22 protein-coding genes, 1 tRNA gene and 1 pseudogene are annotated in these 23747 nt (G+C 43.8%); 10 read left to right on the top strand and 14 right to left on the bottom strand.

What is annotated here, in order from left to right; all coding sequences use genetic code 11:
• Positions 1–2: 2 nt before the first annotated feature.
• From ACUC6J_RS07170 to ACUC6J_RS07150, 5 genes are all read right to left on the bottom strand, one after another.
• Entirely contained in the window at positions 3–1040 is a 1038-nt protein-coding gene (locus ACUC6J_RS07170; RefSeq protein WP_016820568.1) for a BMP family lipoprotein, read from the bottom strand.
• A 367-nt stretch (positions 1041–1407) separates the two neighbouring features.
• Positions 1408–1767 (bottom strand): 50S ribosomal protein L20, encoded by a 360-nt coding sequence (gene rplT, locus ACUC6J_RS07165; protein ID WP_007429517.1) that lies wholly within the window; start codon positions 1765–1767, stop codon positions 1408–1410.
• Between the two features lie 53 nt (positions 1768–1820).
• Complete coding sequence (gene rpmI, locus ACUC6J_RS07160; protein ID WP_007429516.1) at positions 1821–2021, bottom strand: 50S ribosomal protein L35; 201 nt, start codon at positions 2019–2021, stop codon at positions 1821–1823.
• A 20-nt stretch (positions 2022–2041) separates the two neighbouring features.
• Positions 2042–2539 carry a translation initiation factor IF-3 gene (infC, locus tag ACUC6J_RS07155; RefSeq protein WP_007429515.1) on the bottom strand — a complete coding sequence of 166 codons (498 nt, stop codon included), beginning with the start codon at positions 2537–2539 and terminating at the stop codon, positions 2042–2044.
• Between the two features lie 320 nt (positions 2540–2859).
• Positions 2860–4098 carry a glycosyltransferase family 2 protein gene (locus ACUC6J_RS07150; RefSeq protein ID WP_017426627.1) on the bottom strand — a complete coding sequence of 413 codons (1239 nt, stop codon included), beginning with the start codon at positions 4096–4098 and terminating at the stop codon, positions 2860–2862.
• A 600-nt stretch (positions 4099–4698) separates the two neighbouring features.
• Between ACUC6J_RS07150 and ACUC6J_RS07145 the strand changes: the two genes are divergently transcribed.
• Both ACUC6J_RS07145 and ACUC6J_RS07140 read left to right on the top strand, forming a co-directional pair.
• The gene (locus tag ACUC6J_RS07145) at positions 4699–5226 is read left to right on the top strand and encodes a phosphatase PAP2 family protein (RefSeq protein WP_013370069.1); all 528 of its coding nucleotides are present in this window, start codon (positions 4699–4701) and stop codon (positions 5224–5226) included.
• A 51-nt stretch (positions 5227–5277) separates the two neighbouring features.
• The gene (locus ACUC6J_RS07140; protein ID WP_404925993.1) at positions 5278–6411 is read left to right on the top strand and encodes an MGDG synthase family glycosyltransferase; all 1134 of its coding nucleotides are present in this window, start codon (positions 5278–5280) and stop codon (positions 6409–6411) included.
• A gap of 44 nt (positions 6412–6455) precedes the next feature.
• Here ACUC6J_RS07140 and trmB read toward each other — a convergent pair whose 3' ends face one another.
• On the bottom strand, positions 6456–7169 hold the full coding sequence (gene trmB, locus ACUC6J_RS07135; protein ID WP_016820575.1) for a tRNA (guanosine(46)-N7)-methyltransferase TrmB: 714 nt from the start codon (positions 7167–7169) through the stop codon (positions 6456–6458).
• 103 nt (positions 7170–7272) lie between these two features.
• Positions 7273–7470, bottom strand: a complete 198-nt coding sequence (locus ACUC6J_RS07130; protein ID WP_013370066.1) for a hypothetical protein — start codon at positions 7468–7470, stop codon at positions 7273–7275.
• A 307-nt stretch (positions 7471–7777) separates the two neighbouring features.
• Between ACUC6J_RS07130 and ACUC6J_RS07125 the strand changes: the two genes are divergently transcribed.
• The 4 genes from ACUC6J_RS07125 to ACUC6J_RS07110 all read left to right on the top strand — a co-directional run bounded on the left by ACUC6J_RS07125 (position 7778) and on the right by ACUC6J_RS07110 (position 11488).
• Positions 7778–8731, top strand: coding sequence for a TIGR01212 family radical SAM protein (locus ACUC6J_RS07125; RefSeq protein ID WP_013370065.1), 954 nt, complete (start codon positions 7778–7780; stop codon positions 8729–8731).
• On the top strand, positions 8732–9313 hold the full coding sequence (locus ACUC6J_RS07120) for a class I SAM-dependent methyltransferase (RefSeq protein WP_044785870.1): 582 nt from the start codon (positions 8732–8734) through the stop codon (positions 9311–9313).
• A 170-nt stretch (positions 9314–9483) separates the two neighbouring features.
• Positions 9484–10458, top strand: a complete 975-nt coding sequence (locus ACUC6J_RS07115; protein ID WP_019686638.1) for a type I phosphomannose isomerase catalytic subunit — start codon at positions 9484–9486, stop codon at positions 10456–10458.
• Positions 10459–10483: 25 nt separating this feature from the next.
• Positions 10484–11488 (top strand): alpha/beta fold hydrolase, encoded by a 1005-nt coding sequence (locus ACUC6J_RS07110; protein WP_290403745.1) that lies wholly within the window; start codon positions 10484–10486, stop codon positions 11486–11488.
• Between the two features lie 101 nt (positions 11489–11589).
• Here ACUC6J_RS07110 and ACUC6J_RS07105 read toward each other — a convergent pair whose 3' ends face one another.
• From ACUC6J_RS07105 to ACUC6J_RS07095, 3 genes are all read right to left on the bottom strand, one after another.
• Positions 11590–12120 (bottom strand): YfiT family bacillithiol transferase, encoded by a 531-nt coding sequence (locus ACUC6J_RS07105; RefSeq protein ID WP_447249986.1) that lies wholly within the window; start codon positions 12118–12120, stop codon positions 11590–11592.
• A gap of 141 nt (positions 12121–12261) precedes the next feature.
• Complete coding sequence (odhB, locus tag ACUC6J_RS07100) at positions 12262–13557, bottom strand: 2-oxoglutarate dehydrogenase complex dihydrolipoyllysine-residue succinyltransferase (protein WP_016820585.1); 1296 nt, start codon at positions 13555–13557, stop codon at positions 12262–12264.
• Between the two features lie 5 nt (positions 13558–13562).
• Positions 13563–16460: a 2-oxoglutarate dehydrogenase E1 component gene (locus ACUC6J_RS07095; protein ID WP_016820587.1), complete on the bottom strand. Its 2898-nt coding sequence runs from the start codon at positions 16458–16460 to the stop codon at positions 13563–13565.
• Positions 16461–17201: 741 nt separating this feature from the next.
• Between ACUC6J_RS07095 and ACUC6J_RS07090 the strand changes: the two genes are divergently transcribed.
• Positions 17202–18473 (top strand): MFS transporter, encoded by a 1272-nt coding sequence (locus tag ACUC6J_RS07090; RefSeq protein ID WP_257126808.1) that lies wholly within the window; start codon positions 17202–17204, stop codon positions 18471–18473.
• Positions 18474–18713: 240 nt separating this feature from the next.
• Here the strand turns inward: ACUC6J_RS07090 and ACUC6J_RS07085 are convergent.
• Positions 18714–18787 (bottom strand) — tRNA-Pro (locus tag ACUC6J_RS07085).
• Positions 18788–18917: 130 nt separating this feature from the next.
• Between ACUC6J_RS07085 and ACUC6J_RS07080 the strand changes: the two genes are divergently transcribed.
• The gene (locus tag ACUC6J_RS07080) at positions 18918–19226 is read left to right on the top strand and encodes a hypothetical protein (protein WP_151255288.1); all 309 of its coding nucleotides are present in this window, start codon (positions 18918–18920) and stop codon (positions 19224–19226) included.
• 85 nt (positions 19227–19311) lie between these two features.
• On the opposite strand, the pseudogene ACUC6J_RS07075 reads toward ACUC6J_RS07080, so the two are convergent.
• Positions 19312–19676: pseudogene (locus ACUC6J_RS07075) on the bottom strand (hypothetical protein).
• A 284-nt stretch (positions 19677–19960) separates the two neighbouring features.
• Between ACUC6J_RS07075 and ACUC6J_RS07070 the strand changes: the two are divergent.
• Positions 19961–20173 (top strand): helix-turn-helix domain-containing protein, encoded by a 213-nt coding sequence (locus ACUC6J_RS07070; protein ID WP_016820594.1) that lies wholly within the window; start codon positions 19961–19963, stop codon positions 20171–20173.
• A gap of 531 nt (positions 20174–20704) precedes the next feature.
• Here the strand turns inward: ACUC6J_RS07070 and ACUC6J_RS07065 are convergent.
• Together ACUC6J_RS07065 and ACUC6J_RS07060 are read right to left on the bottom strand one after the other, a co-directional pair.
• Positions 20705–21505 (bottom strand): barstar family protein, encoded by an 801-nt coding sequence (locus tag ACUC6J_RS07065; protein WP_257126806.1) that lies wholly within the window; start codon positions 21503–21505, stop codon positions 20705–20707.
• 439 nt (positions 21506–21944) lie between these two features.
• Positions 21945–22382 carry a hypothetical protein gene (locus tag ACUC6J_RS07060; protein ID WP_102997703.1) on the bottom strand — a complete coding sequence of 146 codons (438 nt, stop codon included), beginning with the start codon at positions 22380–22382 and terminating at the stop codon, positions 21945–21947.
• Positions 22383–22878: 496 nt separating this feature from the next.
• On the opposite strand from ACUC6J_RS07060, the gene ACUC6J_RS07055 reads away from it, so the two are divergent.
• Positions 22879–23637: a DUF2087 domain-containing protein gene (locus ACUC6J_RS07055; protein ID WP_090887876.1), complete on the top strand. Its 759-nt coding sequence runs from the start codon at positions 22879–22881 to the stop codon at positions 23635–23637.
• Positions 23638–23747: the final 110 nt, after the last annotated feature.

Genomic DNA, 23747 nt, shown 5'->3' with positions numbered 1-23747 from the left:
ACTTATTTCGAAGGAACTGTAATTTCGCCTTTAATGATTTTTTGCTTGTATTGTTCTACAAGATCAAGCACGTCTTTAGGAACGTTTTTCGTAGATGTATCTGCCAAACCAATTCCGTTATCCTTCAGAGCCAGTGTTTCGACACCGCCCTTAAACTTACCGTCAATTACTTCTTGGGATACGCGTTTTACTGCTTCATCTACGCGTTTTACCATCGACGTTAATGTTACTTCATCACCAAACTCAAGGGATTGGTCTTTATCTACGCCGATAACCCATACTTGCTGACCTTGCTGCTTACGTGCAAGTGCTTCGTTAAATACGCCTGTTCCTGATCCGCCAGCTGCATGGAAAATAATATCTGCACCATCGTTGTAGATCGTTGCTGCTGCAGCTTTACCTAAATCCGGCTTATCAAACGCACCCGTATAGTTCACAATCAGTTGTGCTTTTGGATTTACAGCCTTAATCCCTGCTTCAAACCCTTTTTCAAAACGTTTGATCAACGGGCTGTCTTGTCCACCCACAAAACCAATTTTGTTTGTTTTAGTAAGCTTACCAGCTACAACCCCTACCAGGAAGGAACCTTCATTTTCAGCAAATACAACCGATTTGACATTAGGCGCATCCACAACACTGTCAATGATCGCCAAATTTTTGTTCGGATTGTCTTTTGCTACTTGTCCAATCGCATTCGCCAGATTAAAACCGATACCCCAAGTCAGGTTAAAATCACCTTTAACGAATTGGTTCAGGTTAGGAATATAATCTTGGTCGGATTTACTTTGCAAGTATTTAACTTTAACGCCTGATTCTTTCTCAATAGCTTGAAGTGCCTCCCAAGCAGATTGGTTAAACGATTTGTCGTTTACTCCGCCCACATCTGTAACCATGCCAAGTTGGACATTTGATGTTTTGGCAGAACCGCCTGCTTCTCCACCATTTGCGTTGGAAGCACCTTGATTTTTGTTACCGCAGCCTGCGAGAATGACCGAGATCGCCAGCAGCATAACCAAAGACATACTAAACAATTTCTTCATGCTGATACTGTTCCCCCTTAGTGTTAGATCCCTGGACTGTCTCTTTTCTTTAGAAAATGTATTTCATTTTCATGTCATTTACTGACGAGACAGATCGTACAGAAGACTTACTTTAGAGATTATACAATTATGATCGGCTAAAATCTAGACAATTAATAACCTTGGGTCAATTTTTTTTAGAATTCTAAAAATGTAAGCGTTACAAAGTTAAAAAAACCATACATTCTATCATCATACGTCATATTTATTCGTATTTTGAAGAAAATGAAGTCTTTTTTAATGTTAAGTATGTACAAAAAAAGGCGTCCCTACACAGCGTACTGCTCGGGACACCTTTGTTACCACTTCCGTGGTTTTCACGCCTTAATTAAGCGTTGATTTTACCTTTAGCAACAGTTGCCAAAGAGTTGAATGCATTAATATCATTGACTGCAAGATCAGCCAAGATTTTACGGTTAATGTCTACACCAGCCAATTTCAGACCGTGCATCAATTTGCTGTAAGACAAACCATTCAAACGAGCTGCTGCGTTGATACGCACGATCCACAGTCTGCGGAAGTTACGTTTCGTCTGACGACGGTCACGGTATGCGTAAACAAGCGATTTCATTACCTGCTCGTTAGCTGTTTTAAAAATGCGGTGTTTGGAACCAAAATAACCTTTAGCAAGCTTCAATACTTTTTTATGACGACGACGAACGACGAATCCGCCCTTTACTCTTGCCATATCAAAAGACCTCCCAAATAATGTTTATACTTTATTTATTGCCGTGCTTAATGCTATTTCAGGTTAGCAAGACCTTGTTTCAAACGTCTAACGTCCCCAGGTGCCATCTCAGGGTTAGTACCCAGAACGCGTTTTGCACGTTTGGATTTGTGGGAAAGCAAGTGGTTTCTGTAAGCTTTGTAACGCGTCACTTTACCAGTACCGGTAATTTTGAAGCGGCCTTTAAGGCTGCTATGTGTTTTCATTTTTGGCATTGAACTTCCTCCTTAATTTGTCATTGACTCTTTGGAGCCAATATCATAATCATGCTGCGTCCTTCGAGCTTGGGTTGGCGCTCCACGGTACAAAGATCAGCAACTTCCGTTTTCACACGTTCGAGAATTTTTTGACCCACATTAGCATGGGTAATTTCACGACCACGGAAACGAACAGAGCATTTCACCTTGTCCCCTTCATTCAGGAACTTCACCACATTGCGAAACTTGGTTTGGTAGTCATGTTCCTCGATGTTGGAACGGAACCATACCTCTTTGATGTCAACGATCTTCTGGTTTTTACGGGCTTCCTTTTCTTTCTTTTGTTGCTCATAGCGGAATTTTCCGTAATCCATAATCCGACACACGGGCGGCTTCGCTTGAGGCGCCACGTTCACGAGATCCAAGTTTGCGTCAATCGCCATTTGCAAAGCTTCACGAGTCGGTTTAATCCCGATTTGTTCCCCGTTTGCACCAACTAGACGTACTTCTCTCACTCGAATCTCATCATTGATCATATGTTCCTTACTAATAACCCTCCACCTCCAGAACCTGTTATTGTTGTATTGTGTTTAAGCACAAAAAAGGGATGACGACTATGCAGCCGACATCCCTGTCTGATACTCAATTCATCATGAAAGTTCAATTCACAAATCATTGGATCATGACCAGCCGGCAATACCGGACAGGTGAGAAGTCGGTCCTTCTACTTGTTAATCCATACTTTTCAATTAACATACTCAAATATCATATCATGTTACTACTGAGTCGTCAACACTTTTATAAAAACAGTTGAAGCCCAGCCTCTGTAGGACACAAAGTTTTACTTTATCGTCCATTAACCTTGCTTGCTCTGAACCTCTTCCAGACGAACGACACGCGTATGCTGGGTGTGGCTCCATTGCTTGTTGTTCTGTGTAAAGAACGCATAGAACGTAATCGGATACCACGAAATCAGATAGACCGGGAACAGCAGCAAGTACAAATATACTTTTTTGAACGTGACCTTTTCCAAGATCATCGCGATCAAAAAGGTAACAATATTCAGCCCCACAGCCACAAAACCGGTCCAAGCAGGGAATTGTACGTAGATATTTTCAATATTGGGTCCACCAAATAATGCAATATCTACCCACATCGCTACTGTCATCAAGAAGGTAAACAGTACGATATACACGTTTAGACCATAAAGAGCCATATCGAATTTAATCAGGCTTCTATGCTTGATACTCTGCCACAGCAACGGGAAGAAATAACGACGAGCAACCGTAAAGTGACCTTGCATCCAGCGCAGACGCTGTCTGGACGAAGCTTTGAACGTCAACGGCTTCTCATCATAAACCTTGGCATCGTAATTAAATCTTGGATATACGTTGCGTTGTGTACAACGCATAGTGAATTCCAAATCCTCTACCAGACTTGTTGCACCCCAGCCCATTTCCTTGAGCAGATTTGTTTCAAAGCACATGCCTGTACCACCGAGGAAATTAGCCATATTCAGGTTATGACGTGACAACTGCCACAAACGGTTGATGTACCAATAAGATACCCCGTATGCGGCTGTGATCCAAGAGTCCTCAGGATTCTTAGTATCAATGTATCCCTGGATAACACGGGCGCCTGAGCACAAGTCATTGTTCATTTCGCTCAAGAAATTGGTATGCGCCAAATTGTCAGCATCAAACATGACAATGGCATCATATTGACGCGGCATAGCCCATAGCTCCTTGAGCATCCACTCAATAGCATAGCCTTTACCACGCAAATTCGGATTCGTACGTTCACATGCATTCATGCCGTGAGCACGAACGATGTCCGCTGTCTTATCTGTGCAGTTATCACAGATTACGAATACGTCGTACAGCTCCTTTGGATAGTCAAGCTGCTTGAGATTTTCCATCAATGCTCCGACAACTTGTTCTTCATTGTGGGCAGCGACTAAAATGGCAAATGATTTTTCTGGAGCCGCCTGCTCTTTCCTTTTCTTGCGAACCAATCCGAACAAGGAGAATGCAAACTGATAGACTGCGATCAACGCCAGTATAATCTGGAGCGTCACAAAAATAGCGTCTAACATGATCTCTTGTTACCCCCTTTTTATACCCCTTTAAAAATCTTGCGTTTGTCTGTTTTCTATCTGTGTAGCGCAAGTTGCGGCGCTTTGTGCGCCTTTTCTGTAGTTTTGACCCGACCCTTGCTTTCTTCTTTCGGCTCTGCGCAGCCCCCTTTTGGCTGACACAGGAATGCCATTACGATTTTCGTTGGTTTTCAATCTTTTGTCAAAGCCCCTAAACGGGTCTCAGCAGCAAAAAAACACGACAAATTCCCGTTTGAACCGAGAATGCGGCGCTGGACCTTTCATTCATGACGCTTAGGTCTTATTTTCATCCATTTGCTAACTTTTTATTTCTTTGGTCCCTCCTTTTTGTGGGCCAATTAGCAACCACTTCTAATCACTCTATCTTATTAGACGGATGAACGCAAAGAAAGTTATACAATACTGCTTATATTCCATTAACATTTTTGTGTAGAATTGAACCAGATAAGTGGTGATTCTTGAAATGAACAGCGTTTAAAAATATGATGAGAGCAAGAGAATAATTACTTAGATCTGATTCTGTCAAATTGATTCAAAATATTTGCCGACAGACCTAAACCGGCAACCGGAGGAAACCAAATGCAACGTCTAGTCGTAAAACTTGTAAATCTGGAGCAGCGATTGTTCAAATGGATCAACGGGCGCTTACACAACCGTTTTTTGAACTTTTGGCTGTACTATCTCACACATTTAGGCGGCGCTACCTTTACTATAGCCTCTACGCTTCTTATCTGGTGGCTCGCTCCGTATCCATGGAAAGATTCCGGCATGAAAGGAGCTATCGCTCTTGCGGTCAGTCACATCCCCGTGGCTATCGTTAAAAAGCTGTATCCGCGGATACGTCCGTACTTGGCGTTACCAGGTACGAATACATTTCGCAATCCCCTGTCGGATCATTCTTTTCCCTCAGGACACACGACCGCAATTTTTTCGGCTACCGTTCCTTTTATGCTGCAGTCACCCATGCTAGCACTGTTGCTGTTGCCTGTAGCGATAATTGTAGGTTTTTCTCGAATTTATCTGGGGCTTCACTATCCCACGGATGTACTTGCAGGAGCAGTCATCGGAACGTCTGCAGCAATAGGAACGGTTGCATTCTGGCCTTAAAGCCGATATGGTATGATTGAGAACATCCCAGCAGGAACAGGTGAAATGAGAGTGGCTAAAAAACGAGTGTTATTATTATCGGAAGGTTTCGGTGCCGGACATACTCAAGCTGCCTACGCGCTCTCAAGCAGCTTGCGGAAGCTTTCTCCGGATGTGCAGACAAGAGTGCTGGAGCTGGGGAGCTTTTTGAATCCGAGAATGGCCCCGCTCATTATTACAGCATACAAGAAGACTGTTGTATCGCAGCCTCGCCTAGTCGGATTGGTTTACCGTCATCAATACAAAAAATCATTAAACCGTCTTACAACGCTCGCTTTGCACCGTCTGTTCTACACACAGACCCGAAATATTCTTCGGCAGCTTCGTCCCGATTTGGTGGTATGTACTCACCCCATCCCAAGCGCGGTCATTTCACGTTTGAAGCGTTTAGGTCTACATGTCCCGCTGTGTACCGTCATAACAGACTACGATGCACATGGAACATGGATTAGTCCTGAGGTTGACCGGTACTTTGTATCTACGCCTGAAGTCATGCGTAAGCTGCGCGCGCGTGGAGTACCCGTATCAAAAATCCAGGTGACCGGCATTCCGGTGCATCCCAATTTTTGGGAACATCCAGGGCACGATGAAATCAGAGAACAATTTGGACTTAAACCCATCCCGACAGTACTTGTTATGGGCGGCGGCTGGGGCCTGATGAATGACGAATTTATACATCGTTCACTTACCGATTGGAGAGAAAAGATTCAATTTATTTTTTGTTTGGGGCATAATGATAAAATTCGTCGTAAAATGGAGCTAGATCCCCGGTTTAATCATCCAAATATTCATATTTTCGGATTCACACGGGAAATCGACAAATTAATGGAAGTATCGAATTTGCTCATTACCAAACCCGGCGGAATGACATGCACCGAGGGGTTGGCCAAAGGGATTCCGATGCTGTTTCACAAGCCTCTCCCTGGACAGGAGGAGGAAAATTGTCAGTATTTTACGGCTCAAGGCTTCGGAGAACCGATTACTTCGCTGGATGTTGTCGTTAAATGGATGAACCGACTGCTATACGATTTTCCAGAAATCGTTCGCAAGCGACAGGAGCACATTCATAATATAGCGCGATATTATCCTCTTCAGAGCGCACAGAGTATTTTGGATATACTGGAACCAAACAGGGTGCTTTCCTAAAAGGAAGCACCCTGTCTTGTTTACTTTATTTATTTTGTCTGCTTTTACTTTCCGTATTTTTCAAGCCGTGTTTTTCCGTACTCTTCCAAAGCGTCTTTACCAATCAGCACCTCGACGCGATGAATATTCATACCTTTACCCATGAACTTTTGTTCATATTCCGTCATGACATGCTCCTCATTGATTCCATCACGATGAAGGTTTAACGAAATATTCGTCATTTGCAGACCGCTGTCAGCGAATGAATTCAGAGAAAACTCAAACAATGTCTCCGAGTCCGTCTTAAAATGAATTTGTCCTCTGCTATTCAAAAGCTGACGATACTTGTCCAAAAAACGCGGATGCGTCAAACGACGGCGAGCATGCTTGGCTTTAGGCCAGGGATCGCTAAAATTCAGATAAATGCGTTCTACTTCCCCTGGTTCGAAAACATTCTCGATCTGTTCGATGTTTGCCAGTGCCAATTTGATATTGGGCGGTGTAACAACCTCTGAATCACTCCAGGCCAGGCGGGACTTTTCCGTAGCACGGCGAACCAGCTCATCATACATATCAAATCCGATATAGTTAACCTCTGGATTTCGGTAGCTCATTTGGCTTATAAATTGCCCTTTCCCCATACCAAATTCCACATGAATGGGGCGATCATTACCAAAAAGCTGCTGCCAATTCCCCTTATACTGTGATGGCTCCAAGATGACCAGATCTTGCTGTTCTTCCAGACTTTCACGTATTCCTTTTCTTCCGCGTAAACGCATGTTACTCCTCCATATGCTCTGTTATCAAGGAAAAAGGAATCCCACCCCGCTTGAAGATACGGAAATGAAATTCCTTTTTCAATATATTTGGATTGGGGTCCAACTAGTTTAATTGTTCATAGTCTACCCCATCAGCAGGTGAAAAATCAATTGTCTTTTGGCAAGCGGCTCTGATTTTTTGACGTGCAGCCGTTCCAATCTGACGATCCTGCCCAAAACGGACACCAGTCAATGCTAACGCCTCATCAAAGGTTAACTCAACAGTAACTTTATCCATACGCGTCTTATCCTGCGTATTCATAAAAGATCACCTCACGGGTTATTTGTGATGGAACCGACGTGCACTTCCCCTAAAGCAGGCGATAGAAACAGCATAGCTGTCTCCCTGAAGAATAATCATTAGCGGCTGATAAGTTTTTATCTTCAGGATTAAAAACAGTCCTTTTATCATATGCCTGGTACCGCTTACAATATAACATATTGTGTAACCTTTTTCAATCCGCAAAGCTATAAAATCAGCACTTTTTAATGACTTTCTCGGGCAAGTGATTCCCATTTAAGATTGAATTTTGTTACAATAGGGTGATCGTAAAAAAAGGAGTCCTCCCATGAAAACAGATTTGTTGCCTGCTCCTCTCCTCTGGGGAGATAAACGGTTCCATACATGGAATTACGAAATGCGCGAGCAATTTCAAAATAAAGTGTTTAAAGTCATGCTGGATGCGGGTTTTACTTGCCCAAACCGCGATGGTTCCATTGCCAAAGGGGGCTGTACCTTTTGCAGTGCACGCGGATCAGGTGATTTTGCCGGACGTCGCCGCGATGATTTGGTCACCCAGTTCAATACGATTCGGGATCGCCAGCATTTAAAATGGCCCAATGCTAAATATATTGGCTATTTTCAAGCCTACACCAATACGTATGCCCCGGTTGAGGAACTACGAGAATATTTCGAGGTTATTTTGGAACAGCCCGGTGTTGTCGGTCTGTCCATCGCTACACGTCCCGATTGCCTGCCTGATGATGTAGTCGATTATCTAGCCGAGCTGAACGAACGCACGTACCTGTGGGTCGAAATGGGCCTGCAAACTGTCCATGAATCGACCTCTGAGCTGATTAATCGTGCTCATGATACTCAGTGCTATCTGGATGCTGTAGAAAAGCTACGTAAGCGGAATATCCGTGTGTGCGCCCACATCATTTATGGTCTACCGCAGGAGACGCATGAAATGATGCTCGATACAGGACGTGCAGTAGCTGCTATGGATGTGCAGGGCATCAAAATCCATCTCCTGCATCTCATGCGTAAAACGCCAATGGTCAAGCAGTACGAAGCCGGATTGCTACGCTTTCTGGAAAAGGACGAGTACATTAAGCTCATTGTAGATACCCTGGAGTTTTTACCCCCTGAAATGATCGTTCATCGGTTGACCGGAGATGCACCACGTGATTTACTGATGGGGCCTATGTGGTCGCTTAAAAAATGGGAAGTGCTTAACGGCATTGATAATGAACTAAAATCACGTGAAACGTGGCAGGGAAAATACTGGAGGAAATCTTAAATGGGATTCCTGTCTGTTCTGAGCTATGCTCATCAATTAGTAGCTGCGCGGGTGCAGCCAGGCGATACTGCTATAGACGCCACTGTCGGCACAGGAGCCGATACGTTGTTTCTGGCTAAAGCTGCTGGCAAACGGGGCCGCGTCTATGGGTTCGATATCCAGCAGGCAGCTTTGGATTACGCTCGTCGTCGGCTAGAAGAAGATTCTTCCTCTTCATTAGCAGAAGTATCACTATTGCTGCAAGGCCATGAGCAAATGCGGGAGGCCGTTCCAGATCTGCTGCATGGTAAAGTGGCTGCGGTCATGTTTAACCTTGGCTACTTGCCGTCCGAAGGCGCCGATCTTACGGTCATCACACATACAGACAGCACGCTCGTCGCACTTGAAGCTGCCTTGCATTTGCTGCGCCCGCGCGGTATTTTGACTGCCGTATTATATCCAGGACACGCCGGAGGCAGGGAAGAAGCGGAAGCGGTTCTTCAATGGGCTTCTGCCCTCCCAGTCTCCAGCGGTCAAAGCATTATTTACCGTCAATTACAACGAGACGCTTCGCCTTACGTAGTCGCGGTTGAAAAGAAATAATGTCGGGTTGTTAAACTCGCATATTTGGTAATGAGCGACTTTCTTAGCCGCCTTACATATATTTTTAGCGCCATATGGGTCTATTCATCCTGGTCTATTGCCCAGCGGCACGTTTTGATTGCCTGATTCTGTTAGATCGTACTCATTACTCATTATGGAGGAGAGAAATCATGCTAAAGCCATACCCGCTGCAATTTCAACCTGAGTTCAAAGAGAGAGTTTGGGGAGGACGAGCCTTAGAACAATTTGGTCTGACCCCACCAGAAGGACATATTGGTGAAGGATGGATGATTGCCGATCATCCAAATGGAACAACAACGGTTATCAATGGCGAGCTGGCTGGAAAAGGACTGGATGAAATCCGCCAGACCTACGGACAGGATTGGCTTGGCGCAAAGGGCGTATCGAAAAAAGGCGGACGTTTTCCACTTTTGATCAAGCTACTGGATTGCAACGATGACTTATCCGTTCAGGTGCATCCGACGGATGATTACGCTGGACTTCCAGCAGGAGAATTAGGAAAAACCGAAATGTGGTACGTGCTTGATGCCAAGCCGGATGCCAAAATTATTTATGGTCTGACCGAAGGTGTAACCCGTGAAAGTCTGCGTACAGCTCTTGAAAGCGGAGATATCATGGGCAGTTTGCGTCAGGTTCCAGTTGAAGCAGGCGATACATTCTTCATCCCCGCTGGAACCGTGCATGCACTGTGTGCAGGTGTTGTGGTTGCTGAAATTCAGCAAAATTCGGATACAACCTATCGCTTATATGACTACAATCGCCCCGGTCTGGACGGCAAACCTCGTGAGTTGCACATCGAGGACTCCCTTAATGTAACTTCTTACGAAGGTGCAGGCGCAACAACGATGAAAACGGACGGCTTGCAGCCTGGAGAATGGCTCCAACTGGCATCCTGTGAGTATTTTGTTGTGGAAAAGGGTATCGTAGAGGGAAGTTGGACACTTTCTACAACGGAAGACAGCTTCACTATCCTTGTGATTTGCGAAGGCAGTGGAACCATAACATGGGACAATAATACGGAGTCTCTTTCCTGTAAAGCTGGAGATTGCTTCCTGCTCCCCGCTAATCTGGGCGGTTACACGCTGAATGACGGAATGACCGTACTTAGATCTTATCTTCCTTAAAGCTTAAAGGATGTGATGTCTAATCATGCGGGAATACACCTTCACCATCGCTGAAGATGACGGAACAGAGCTTTTTGCTTACCGATGGCTACCCGAGCAGAATGTTCCCGTCAAGGGGATCGTTCAAGTTTCGCATGGCATGTGTGAGACGTCCTACCGCTACATTCGGCTGGCCGAAAAACTTACCGCTTCTGGCTACGGTGTGTATGCCAACGATCATATCGGCCACGGACGCACAGCTGGTGATCCTGATAAGCTCGGTATGCCGGGAGCCGATGCATTCAATCGAATGGCAAAAGGCATGCTGGAGCTAGGCGAAATTGCGGCCAAGGAATTCCCTGATCAATCTCGTTTTTTACTGGGTCACAGCATGGGGTCCTTTTTAACCCAGAAAATTATGTATGATGATCAGCAGTCGTATCACGGGTTTATTTTATCAGGGACCAACGGACGACGTAGTCTGCTGAAACTCGGAGAGCAGGTTGCCCTGCTGCAAGCCAAACTGCAAGGAATGGATCATCGCAGCATGCTGCTCAACGCTATGGTCTTTGGCGGCTTTAACCGTGCCTTTCGTCCGGTGCGCACAGCGTTCGACTGGCTGTCCCGTGATCCTGAGGAAGTAGATCAGTTCGTGCACGACCCATTATGCGGAGCTATTTGCACGACAGGCTTTTTCCTCGATTTTTTCAGGCTTTTACAAGAAATCCACTGGCCTTCCTCGCTGCAAAACATTAATCCAAAACTGCCCGTTTATATTTTTGCCGGGGATCGTGATCCGGTGGGCTTGTTTGGAAAAGGTGTGTTGTCGCTAGTGGATATGTATCGAAGCCTGAAGCTTCAAGACGTGGAGTATCGCCTTTATCCTGACGGTCGCCATGAGATGTTGCATGAAACCAATCGTAACGAGGTAATGAGTGACATCGTGGACTGGCTCGACCGTCATATTAACACAGGAGCAACCTCTGTTTCCGTTTTGTCTGGAGCCTCCGAAGCGCCCTCTTTATCAGCTTCGCCCAAGTCATCATCCTAGTGAGGAATAAGCAAAAGAAACCTTTAAAGCACGATAAAAGTGGCTTTAAAGGTTTCTTTTGTATTCCTTTATATTTCATCAGGACATCATTTTTGAGTTAATTACCATGCATTTCGTTCTTTCAGGGAAGTAATATGAGCTGTGTGATGTTTGCCATGCCAGGCATAGATGCCAATGTTTCGTTCCAGACGGATCGTCTGGCCCGATTCAGGATGAATAAATGTTCGGTGTAGCTGATCTTCTCCTAACGAACGCAACATAGTCACCCACCGTTCATGAAGTCCTTCCAGCAATTGCAACGAAGGTTCCAGAGGAAGCTCTCTAGCGTCTGGTATTTCAGCCCAACGCCCCTCATCATAGGGTTTGATTGTCGGTGTATCCTCGGTCAGCGCCAGCTTAAAACGGATATAACTGTTCATATGGCTGTCTGCCAAATGATGAACAACCTGTCGAATTGTCCATCCTCCTTCGCGATAAGGCGTATTTAGTTGTTGCTCATTCAGTCCTTCGACCGCCTGACGCAGTTGTCCAGGCAATTCAGCAATGTCGTCAATCCATGTGATCAGCTGTTCTTCTGTAATGGGTTCTGGAACCACGAACGGTCCAATCGGGTAGCGCAAGTCTTTGTCCAAAACAATTCCCGCCCTTCTCTATATCTGAATGTCTGCAATGCCTATAGCCTTATGTTAGTACTATGCAGGAAAAAAAGCAGACCCGCAAGAGTCTGCTTTTGTCATGCACCTACAGAGGAAATACACTCGCCTAATTTATTTTTATCCTTCCAGCAACAATGATTCGGGATCTTCCAGCAATTCTTTGACCGTTACCAGGAACCGGACCGCCTCGCTGCCATCAATAATACGGTGGTCATAGGACAAGGCGATATACATCATTGGACGATTTTCCATGCGTTCCTCGTCGATGGCAATCGGGCGAAGTTGGATTTTATGCATTCCCAAAATACCCACTTGCGGTGTATTCAGAATTGGCGTAGACAGCAGGGAACCGAAAATACCTCCATTGGTTATGGTAAAGGTTCCTCCTTGCAAGTCTGCCAGAGAAAGTGAATTGGAACGAGCTTTGCTAGCCAAATCGGCAATGCTCTTCTCAATTTCAGCAAAACCAAGACGATCCGCATCCCGGACAACGGGAACGACCAAACCTTCCTTAGCAGATACAGCAATCCCAATATCATAGTATTTTTTCAGTACGATATCATCGCCATTGATTTCTGCATTCACAGTAGGGAAGCGCTTGAGCGCGCCAACCACTGCCTTCGTAAAGAAGGACATAAAACCCAACCCTACATCGTGTTTCTCCTTAAACTTATCTTTACGGCGTTTACGCACATCAAGAATGGCGGTCATATCCACTTCATTAAAAGTAGTAAGCATGGCGGCTGTTTGCTGTGCTTCAACAAGACGCTTGGCAATCGTCGCTCTCCGACGGGACATCCGCTGCCGCTCCACAGGCTTGCTGTACTCTGTTTGAGCTGGAGACGGTGACACAGGCTTGCTGGCAACGGGAGGCGCAGGTACAGATGCTGTACGTGATACTTCAGCACCATTATGCGTTTTTACGTCCTCCTGGAACACACGTCCAAGCGGGTCCTTTCCCTGTACCTGCTCCAGATTAATCCCGCGCTCACGCGCCAGCTTCCGGGCGGATGGTGATGCCGTCTGACCATTTCCGTCGCTATTGGAGGGAACTGGCGGCGCAGACTTTTCTACTGCCTTACCGCTGCTTTGTACGGAAGTTGGTGAAGTTGCTACGGACGGCGCTTCAGGCGCTTGGGTCGCTGCGGCTTCTCCGGCACCGGTTGCTTCCGCGCCACTGCCGCTTCCGATCAAGCCAACAGCTTCACCGATAACCACTGTATCCCCCTCCTGACGAAGGATTTTCTGAACCACACCTGCTTCTTCCGCACTAATTTCCAGATTAACCTTATCCGTTTCCAGCTCCAGTAGAACATCTCCCTGTCCTACGGAATCTCCTTCCTTCACAAGCCATTTGGAGATTGTCCCTTCCGTGATGGATTCTCCCATTGCTGGCACTATAATGTCGCTCACAGCCGCTACCTCCCCAGTGTAATATTGTTTTTGGAATCCTGCTTCAACGCCGATTGAATAATTCGCTGTTGTTCTAGGCTGTGTACTTGCTGATAACCACTCGCCGGGCTGGAACGATCCGGTCTGCCTGCGTAGCGAATTTCCGCTCCCTGTGGCACAACCTCTCGCAGACGAGGCTCCATATAACTCCAGGCTCCCATATTTTTAGGTTCTTCCTGAGCCCATACGAACTCCTTAACATGTGGGAAGCGATTGAAAATATTCCGAATTTCCTCTGCCGGGAAAGGATAGAGCTGCTCCACACGAATAATATGCAAGTGCTCTTCTGCCTCATTCCCGTTCTTATCTTTCTCCAACGCTTCCTCCAGATCAATGGCAATCTTGCCACTGCACAATACAATGCGCTCTACCCGATCTGGACGTGATCCCAGACCAGGTTGCTCCAACACAGGACGGAATGTTCCCTCACTGAATTCAGAAGCAGGCGAAGCAACACGATTGTTGCGAATCAGGCTCTTCGGCGACATCATCACCAGCGGGCGAGCTTCCTCACTTTCGCTTAATGCAGCCTGACGGCGCAGCAGATGAAAATACTGTGAGGCGCTACTCAAATTGGCGACAGTCCAGTTATTTTGTGCAGACAGCTGGAGGAAACGCTCCAGACGTGCACTCGTATGCTCAGGTCCTTGTCCTTCGCTACCATGCGGCAACAGCATCACCAGACTGGATTTCTGTCTCCATTTGGCACGGCCAGCGGAAATGAATTGGTCGAAAATAACCTGCGCACAGTTGGCAAAATCGCCAAATTGCGCTTCCCAAATGACCAACGTTTCGGGAGAAAACACGTTATAGCCATACTCGAAGCCGAGGACTGACGCCTCAGACAATGGACTGTTATGAATACTGAACGAAGCACGCGCTTCCGGCAATGTATGCAGCGGGCAATGGGTACGCCCGGTTTCGGGCTCATGCAGCACAAGGTTACGGTGAGCAAAAGTAGCACGCTCCGCATCCTGACCTGTCATACGAATAGGCTTGCCGTCTGCTAGAATGGTGGCCAAAGCCAGCGTCTCCGCCAAGCTCCAATCTACCTTTTCACCCTCGTTCAGAGCTGTTTTTCTACGTTGTAAAATTCGTTCCAGCTTCGGATATACATGAAAAGCCTGTGGCCATTTGAGCAAGTTTTCATTGATTTGGCGCAGCTTTTTCAGTTCAACCGCAGTACGGACCGGAGAGCTCTGATTTTTTTTCCCCTTCACAGCTGTAAATTCAGGTTCCTCTTCTGGTTGATTCTTCACATGCTCATGTGCTTCCTTCAGTCGGTTTTGGACCTTCTCAATCAGAGCAGTACTAAATGCTTCATCAACTATGCCCTGCTTCATCAGCTTTTGAGCATACAATTTGCTAACCGTCGGATGATTCTTCACCTTACGATACACTAGTGGTTGTGTTGTTTCCGGATCATCGGATTCATTGTGACCATAACGACGGTAACCAATCAGATCAATCAGAAAATCCTTCTTGAAACGATTGCGGTATTCGCCAGCCATACGAGCCGCTGCAATACAAGCCTCGGGATTATCCGCGTTCACGTGTACAATCGGAATTTCGTAGCCCTTAGCCAGATCGCTGGCATAACGGGTCGAGCGTGAATCAACACTCTCTGTTGTAAAACCCAGACGATTGTTCACAATAATATGCACTGTACCGCCATTACGGAAGCCGCGCAAATTGGTGAAATTGAGTGATTCGGCTACGATACCTTCACCCGGAAACGCCGCATCACCGTGCATAATAATGGTAGCTGCCTTGCTGACATCCAGCTTCGGATAGCCTGCTTCACTGCGGTCTTCCTGCGCCGCGCGCGAAAAGCCTTGGACAACCGGATTGACATATTCTAGGTGACTTGGGTTGTTCGCCAACGTTAGACGGGCTTGCACGGCTTCCCCATCTTTTACAAAACGGTCTGCTCCCAGATGATATTTTACATCCCCAGTCCAGCCGTAATTAATTCCCGTGGAACCTTCCGACGGAATCAGATCCTTATTCGGTGAATGATGAAATTCAGAGAAAATTTTGCTGTAAGGCTTGCCCAGCACATGTGCCAATACATTCAGACGGCCGCGATGCGCCATCCCCATCAGGACATGACTTGCTCCTGCATTTGTGGTTAGACGAATAATCTCGTCGAGTACAGGGACAAGCACATCATTACCCTCGATGGAAAAACGCTTCTGTCCGACGAATGTTTTATGCAAGAACTCTTCGAACTGTTCTACTTCTACCAATCTACCCAGCAACGACTTGCGTTCCTGTGTTGTGAGCGGCTTGGAGGACCAACCGGATTCAGCATAGCTATTCAACCAGCTACGTTCCTCCTCGTTATGAATATGACTAAATTCATAGGCAATCGGTCCTGTGTATGCTACACGTAGCCGTTGAATGGCTTCCCACCCGTTCAGTGTTCCCGCAGGAGCGTTATCCCATATTAAAGAGGCTGGAAAAGCCTTCAGGTCTTGTTCAGTTAAACCGTAAGATGCTGGATCAAGCAAACGTGTATCCTGCTCTGCATCCAGTCCCAGTGGGTCAATTTGGGCGGCCAAATGTCCGTATTCACGGATATTCCACACCATTTTGCCCGCTGTAACCGCTTTCTGTAATATGTTTGAATCAAGGTGCCCCAGAGCACTTGTAGGGGGGCCTTGCAACTTGTTGTCTATCATGGAAGCAGCCGAATATTCGGATTGTGGCGGCTCGCCCCATTGATCAAACAGCTCGCGGTAAGCCGGATCAACTGTTCCGGGGTCCGCTACATACTTTTCATACTGGTCCTGCACATAACCTAGATTAGGTCCGTAATACGTCTGCCAAGGTACCTGTCTGCTGCTCTCTTCCATTGTCATCTCGTTCCCTCCGTCAAATTTTGAAATTCATAGCTGGACGGAAATCATTTTCATTTTGATGTTTTGTTAAATCTTTAATTTGAGTAATTCACACTATGTTCACATTATATGAAATCCATCATCAAAAGTCGAATTTCACAGTGCTTATTTCTCTTATTTCTCTTCCATTGTATAAAGTTTTCTAGCTATGAGCATTTCCTTTTTCTCAACATATCCATGCGTAAATGAGATGAATCGGGTTGTTCTGTAATTCTGTAGCCTTGATCATTTAAAGATTAGAATGTGGTATAAAAGGATATCCTAATCAAAAAAAGTTAACAACGCTTTCAGATCATACAACTTATCCGTAAGGCTTGTTATCGGTAATATGGGCAAAACCACAATGGAGATGATGTTTATTTCTGAGGATTTAGCCTAATTAAGATTGGAGATTGACACCCATTTGTGAGTCAGGAATCAAACACTTGGCAACTTAAATAACCAGCCACCGGATATCAACCGACGGCTGGTTATTTAAGTTATGTTGCTCTCATACTACGCCAAACGAGTTAAAAACAACTTTCCAGTCCAACCCACTATGATTATCGTTGACAGCAGAATTAAAAAAGGTAGATGGCCGTTACGATGCAAATTCAAACTTAAAGTGACATTAAAGTCACTTTTCTGTACAATTTTCCTACTTTTCACTATTATTTTACTTAGGCATCTAAAAACCGCTTTGAAAGCGAAAGGGATGGAACTGTGACTGGACTAAAACAAATACTCAGAAACAAGAATTATGTCAGGTTTTTTCTGGCAACCTTCGCCTCACAAATGGGGGGAATTATCGGGGTTACCGCATTCATGTTTTATTTGTTGAAACGGTTTACAAATCAGCCTTACTATGCAACACTTGCCGAGTTAATGTATTCGCTCCCGATGCTGGTAGTATTTCTCGTGGTTGGAGTGCTGGCAGATCGGATGGACAGACAAAAAATTGCTGTTAATTGTGACTGGATCAGCGCCATTTTATCTTTATGCTTGCTTATTTTTATTTGGGTCGATTCGATTCCTTTGGTATTTGCCCTTCTCTTCATCCGTAGTGCTGCCTCCAAATTTTTCTTTCCAGCCGAAAGTGCCATTATACAGGGGATATTAAACGAAGATGATTACACCATTGCCGCAGGCCTCAATCAAATGATGGGGAGTCTTTTCATGTTATTTGGAGGAACTTTGGGGGCCGTCGTTTACTGGCACCTTGGAATTACTGGAGCCATCCTCATTGATGCTGTTTCTTTTATTGTGTCTGCACTGCTTATTCGTTCCTGCAAAATTCCCAAGGAAGTACGCCTTCCGAACGGGGCACATCAATTTAAACAATTAAAATTCAAACTGGTCATGATCGATTTTAAACAAGGGTTTCTTTACATATTACGCAACAGACTATTGCTTTGGTTGGTTTCAGGCTTTTTTATGTTCGGTATTTTAAATGGTGGTTTTAGCGTTTTACCGATGTTTATTCTTAAATATAAGCTAGCTCCAGGTAACTATGAGCAGTATATGGTTTGGACAGGTATTATTTTTGGAGCTGGTGTGTTGCTTGGTACCCTAATCGCTTCGCTCATCTCCGCCAAGCTAAAGTTACACCAAATGATTGCAGCCGGAGTTCTGGTTGCCGGAATAGGTATGTGCATACTTGGATTTGTTAACCACCTCTATGCTTTTCTGATTATCAATTTTGTCATTGCACTGATCCTTCCGTTCATTAACATCGGCATAGGAGGATGGCTGCCTCGTATTGTAGATCCTCAAATGATGGGACGTGTGCAAGGTTTGATTAATCCGTTAATGATGCTGTCCCAGTCACTTACATTAGGTTTCATTGCTGTAAGCTTTCCTTCGTTTATTTCAATTGAGCTCTTGTTTTTATTAGTTGGGGTCTGTACCGTTATGGTAGGCATATACTACACTATTGTGCTTCCCCGTTATGCTGATTACAGCACTTCTTCTAAGGCCCTTCAGGAATCTCTATAGGTAAATTAAAAAATCATAAATGGCAGCATTGAGAGATTGTTGATTTGCCACTTTTGCTTCCGAATCCCGTGCAGAAGTGGCTTCATCCTATCTCCCCTCAATACTTCACAAGTACATACATTTGTTGTATACGACTATCTCGTCAAAACCCAGTAGAGACAAAGACTGATAGAGTATGTAATATACAAAAAAATGCCCGGCAGGCGCGCTATCCGCACCAGCAGGACATTTGGATTATAATCGGAGTAGCGGGATTCGAACCCACGACCTCACCCACCCCAAGGGTGCGCGCTACCTAGCTGCGCTATACCCCGATGAACCAGTGTATGTAAATCGTTACTGTTACTTACTATTATAATATGGTCATAAAATCCTGTAAAGTCATAATTTAGTCTGATCGACGCAAAAAGTATAGACTAAAATCTGAGATCACAGGAGCTAACCATGCAGAGCAAAAAAATAATCATTTCCGCAGCATTATTACTTTTTTTAGTACAATTAAGCAATCCTATGTGCTATACCTTTGCACAGGATGAACTTGTCATAGATCAAAAAACGAAAGAGAGGCTAGCAGAGCAATATGGCTTGGAAGAACCTCAGCCACCTACATCTGAGCAACAGCAAAAAATATTATTCGGAGCTGATTGGGGATTTAGTTTTCCTGTTAGTGCTGTTGTGCAGGACTTAATTAGCTTAACTCACGACCCACTTATATTTATTGGTCATCAATTGATTCATTCGCTAAAATCATAAGCCTTTTTTCATATATGGAAAATTCAATAATGTAAAACATTAGGATCATTTTTTTGTAGCAAGTTGCCTGCTGCCTGGAGTCATTTCATCCTTTTTTAAGAAGGTTTAATTCAATGGGGCCCCTACCATATAACCACAGCAGTTCATCGAATAAAAATGTCAGTCCATCCTTCGCGCGTAAGCGTTCGATAATCTCCGTGACAACTTGCATAACTTCCCCTTGTACACCCTCTGCCAGTTGCAAGCCTCCGCTCCTCCATCCAGGTAAAGATGCGTATGATATGACTGCTCCACCTTCTTCACATGGCGCAAACTCAGTATGCCATTTTCGAGGTAAAAGAAATATTGACAGTCATAAAGAACTCCTTCAAATATCTCATACATATGAGGGTAATCATACGGCCCCTGTACCATGGATACCCGCTCCAATTCTATTACCGATTCTGTCATACATCCTCGCTCCATTCCTTTGTTCAAAGTTTCTTATTTGCCAATAAGCTTTCTTTTACAGGTAGTTTTTCAAACTAGGCTGTTGAACGATAATTAATTGCTAATTGCAAAACCTTTTGATACGATAAGCATATTACTATGACGTTCACAAATAACATTTCAACAAACTAAATGCACATTACAGTGTTACTTTTGTTGTTTTCAGAATACATCCAACAGTGTTTATTGTCAATACTTTGATGTTTCTTTTTAACACTATAGAATGCATTAAGCTGGAGGAAAATATGATAAAGATTCATCTTTCCCGTATTATGGGTGAAAAACGGATAAATATTGCCGAGCTTTCCCGCATGACTGGATTACATAGAAACGGAATCACCAAACTTTACAACGAAGAAACAGACGGTGTGAAATTTGATACGCTGGATAAAATCTGTAAAGCTCTAGATTGCCATGTTCAAGATGTTATCGAGTATGTAGAGGATGATACAAATTAGTAAAATGGCACTTCTCTTGTTATGAGAAACTGTTTCAGTTAGGTTTAGAACCTTGGCGTACTCCCTGGTGAACTGATCGAATACTTGCCAGAAGACGACGAAGAGAGCCGTTAACATGTTAAGGGCTCTCTGTTCTTTGTATAATATTTAAAATACTTTTTTACCGATCTTCCCACTCAATTAGATTTCACACCATAATCCCTTTCTATAAGGCGATTTTAAATATATTTCTCCCACGTATGATAAATGTCCAATAAAGCATAAGGATTACGCTCACCGTCTAAAACCCGATACATTTTATTCATTACGATCATGATCACATCCATATCCTTAGCTAAACCAGTGTTAACAGGGCAATTTACACTAAAATAAGACTTTGGTTTCTGAATGTTCCTCTTCTAACTCCAAAGCACTTTTACTTTTACTTTGAATCTGTACATCCCCTAGATACCATTCCCCAATATCTATGTGCAAAAAGGTGGTTGCATTAATTTATATTCCATTTCAAAATTCCCTTCTAGCTTTGCCATCTTAATTCGAAGAAAAATTCACGGTGACACCACCTGATACTAAGATCGTTAAAAGATCCATAAAATATTGCTGTGGTGAAAATCCATAACTTCTCTCTTCTTGATCCCATTCTTTCTCGAATCTTTCCAAGAAATAATGTGCGTTTTTCCAATGGATCGTGAACGGTCCTACTGCCCCAAAACCTCCACAGAGACAGTCCGATATACTGTCCAAGCTAAATCCATAGTACCCACCGGGCCCATTAATCGCTTCACCAAGTGCTATAAAAAATGTTGTAACATCAAATATGTATTCCCCGTCTAAGGTGTAGACTTCTCCTCGTTTATCCGGTCTGGCAAAATGATTAGATGCAGAATGTATTCTATTCACGTTTAGCCATCCAGACCGTTCTTCGTTAGAAAAGCCTTGCCATATATTATTTTCAAGCGACTGAGAGCACTTTAAGAACTCCCATAATCTTAATTCAACAGGAGAGGGTTTCGTTTCAAGTATACCGGTTAGTTCCAGATTGAAGTTTCCTTTATTGTAATTTAGTTTATGGATTATAAAGGATTCAGGTAGGTGATAATAATAGCTTCCAATCCCTTTTTCTTCGTCATTTAAAATGACAATGCACAAGTTGGATACAGATTGTTTTGTCTTTGCTATGTTTCTTATGAATTCCTCATTAAAGACAAATTGTTCAAAAATGACCTTTTCATACGTTTCGACCATAATATCACCCGTTAGCCCAACCACATCTTGACAATAACCAACTGTGAGCCCACTTTCATCATCCATGACAGCAAATCTCTGCCTCATTTTGTATCATATCTCCTCACAATAATTTTAAAGAATGTAGCATTTAAGGTATCATTTTTAGCTTCTTAGGTAGAATAATCAATTATTTTGAAGCCACCAAGGACTGAAATCCCCTGGCTTTTTAATTTTTTTCAGTTCTTCTGCCGGTATTGCAAATTGAATCTTTCCTAACTCGGACTTAAATGTTAACGAAGCATCATACTTCTTTTCAACAATTCACGGCTTTATTTCCAACATCTCTTGAAAATAATGAGTGGCTGAAAAGTTACCTTTAATAAGAATTATAGTGTTTGATGAGAATGCTTGGCTAACAGTAGAATAGCTTGGGGGTTCATCGCAGTATATTTCTCTTTCTCTAATCCCTTTAAAATCTCTTACTATTCCCTTATTTGGATTTGGGCAAAACCTCTTTCCTACTAGGCATGACGATCCATGATATTCATTCAATTATTTTGCTCTTTTTAGCTACTATACCTGATAGTTTATTTCCTGATAATAAGTAGCTTATTCCACTTTGCGATACTTCTAGTTCTACGTTACTTTTTTCCGATAACCAAATAATATATCCATCCTCAAGTTGTTCGATGACTACATCATCATCAATTGAAGATATCTCGAAAGAAGGTGTACCTTTAATCCATTCGTCAAGATGAAAATATGTTGAAATTCCATTTTTGAAATTCTTTGGACAAATACATTCAATCTCTCCAAGTTGCCCTTTCCCATTTAGCCAAATGCAACATCCATTACCAAGCTGAGTAGGTATACAATCATCTGTCATATTATCTGTGACAATATTATAGGTTTCAATAGACGGAGTGTATGTGCATGACACCCTAGAGGTACCGTGGTTCGTATCAATCTCTTTTAATAGCACTACTAAAGCTCTCCTTTCGCTCTTTATTGAAACTGCCAAGTTGAACTCCAATAATCTCTTTACTTGTTAGATTGATATTAGACCTTAATATCGGGTATGGACGCTATTCTGTATACGATCTGCCAGTAATCCGTCTCCGTTGTATCGGTACTCTACGAGTTTTTCGTCGACCTTGACTTGAGTCAATCGGTTCTGCTCGTCGAATCTATTTCCCCTCAGCTTCGTATGGAATCTTCCTCTGTTTCCAACGTAAGGGGATTCCCTCTGGCCTCATTCGAATAAGCATTCTGATTTTCGGTGGAGGCAGCAATCCAATTCAGCTTAACGTACGTAAAGGTATTCTCTTATGTTCAAAATAATAACCTTCTTTTTTATACATTATATAAATTTGAATAGTGAAAAACGTCCTCACACTCATCCCACCCATTGATTTAAAATAAACAAAATGTTATATTGTCTATAAAATAATCATCATTTAATTGAGGTGTTTGCTAAAATGGACCATTCCGAACTATTCTGGAATGCTGGTATCGAAGAACTGAAGCGTGGATATATTCGCCAAGGGGAGCAGGTAATTTGCCTCTTGGACGGACAACGATATGAACAAGGCATCATATATCAGGATCAAGGGGTATTTTATGACGCGGAACGGCATATGCGTCTTCATATTGAGCGGACGTACGGTTCGGTGTTTAACTATTTGATCGGTCTGGACAAAAAGCTGACCGGACTGACGGATCACCAGAATCGGTTACTTCAGTTATTTTATCAAGGCATGGGCGATGCGGACATTCAAAAGGAAACCGGAATCGGCAGCGCATCCACCATACGCAATCATCGCTTTGGTCTCAAGGAAAAAGAACGACAGGCCAAAGTATTTCTCACATTAATGGAACTGTTAAAGGAGAAAGACCATCACGCTCCCGCCATGGTAGACGTACCCGTACGAGCACGGATGGTAGATGAACGCTACAACATTACGGAAGACGAGAGGCAAAAGGTACTCACGAAGTATTTTCCGAAGGGTACAGACGGGCGCCTAAAGACCTTTAAAATGCAAGAAAAGCACAAGCTGATTGTGCTGCGTGAAATTGCAGACCGTTTTGTAAAGGGACAAATATATCATGAGAAAGATATCAATGCGATTTTACAGGAAGTATATGACGATTATGTTACGGTGCGAAGATATATGATTGAATACGGTCTATTGGATCGCAAACCGGATGGCAGTGAATATTGGTTGAAGGAATCTTGAAGCTAGGCGCTTATAAAATCAGCATTTTGCATAATTCGATTCTCGACGCTCGTAGGTACAATATATAGACGAACTAAAGCGTTTCGATCTATACATTGCTGATTTGAAAA

The organism is Paenibacillus sp. JJ1683 (assembly GCF_053006485.1).
This window is presented reverse-complemented; position numbering and strand designations above follow the sequence as displayed.

Excerpts from the sequence above, each read along its gene's own strand:
- ACUC6J_RS07170 (WP_016820568.1), bottom strand. The coding sequence starts at position 1,040 with ATGAAGAAATTGTTTAGTATGTCTTTGGTTATGCTGCTGGCGATCTCG.
- rplT (WP_007429517.1), bottom strand. The coding sequence starts at position 1,767 with ATGGCAAGAGTAAAGGGCGGATTCGTCGTTCGTCGTCGTCATAAAAAA.
- rpmI (WP_007429516.1), bottom strand. The coding sequence starts at position 2,021 with ATGCCAAAAATGAAAACACATAGCAGCCTTAAAGGCCGCTTCAAAATT.
- infC (WP_007429515.1), bottom strand. The coding sequence starts at position 2,539 with ATGATCAATGATGAGATTCGAGTGAGAGAAGTACGTCTAGTTGGTGCA.
- ACUC6J_RS07150 (WP_017426627.1), bottom strand. The coding sequence starts at position 4,098 with ATGTTAGACGCTATTTTTGTGACGCTCCAGATTATACTGGCGTTGATC.
- ACUC6J_RS07145 (WP_013370069.1), top strand. The coding sequence starts at position 4,699 with ATGCAACGTCTAGTCGTAAAACTTGTAAATCTGGAGCAGCGATTGTTC.
- trmB (WP_016820575.1), bottom strand. The coding sequence starts at position 7,169 with ATGCGTTTACGCGGAAGAAAAGGAATACGTGAAAGTCTGGAAGAACAG.
- ACUC6J_RS07130 (WP_013370066.1), bottom strand. The coding sequence starts at position 7,470 with ATGAATACGCAGGATAAGACGCGTATGGATAAAGTTACTGTTGAGTTA.
- ACUC6J_RS07125 (WP_013370065.1), top strand. The coding sequence starts at position 7,778 with ATGAAAACAGATTTGTTGCCTGCTCCTCTCCTCTGGGGAGATAAACGG.
- ACUC6J_RS07120 (WP_044785870.1), top strand. The coding sequence starts at position 8,732 with ATGGGATTCCTGTCTGTTCTGAGCTATGCTCATCAATTAGTAGCTGCG.
- ACUC6J_RS07115 (WP_019686638.1), top strand. The coding sequence starts at position 9,484 with ATGCTAAAGCCATACCCGCTGCAATTTCAACCTGAGTTCAAAGAGAGA.
- ACUC6J_RS07110 (WP_290403745.1), top strand. The coding sequence starts at position 10,484 with ATGCGGGAATACACCTTCACCATCGCTGAAGATGACGGAACAGAGCTT.
- ACUC6J_RS07095 (WP_016820587.1), bottom strand. The coding sequence starts at position 16,460 with ATGACAATGGAAGAGAGCAGCAGACAGGTACCTTGGCAGACGTATTAC.
- ACUC6J_RS07080 (WP_151255288.1), top strand. The coding sequence starts at position 18,918 with ATGCAGAGCAAAAAAATAATCATTTCCGCAGCATTATTACTTTTTTTA.
- ACUC6J_RS07070 (WP_016820594.1), top strand. The coding sequence starts at position 19,961 with ATGATAAAGATTCATCTTTCCCGTATTATGGGTGAAAAACGGATAAAT.
- ACUC6J_RS07065 (WP_257126806.1), bottom strand. The coding sequence starts at position 21,505 with ATGAGGCAGAGATTTGCTGTCATGGATGATGAAAGTGGGCTCACAGTT.
- ACUC6J_RS07055 (WP_090887876.1), top strand. The coding sequence starts at position 22,879 with ATGGACCATTCCGAACTATTCTGGAATGCTGGTATCGAAGAACTGAAG.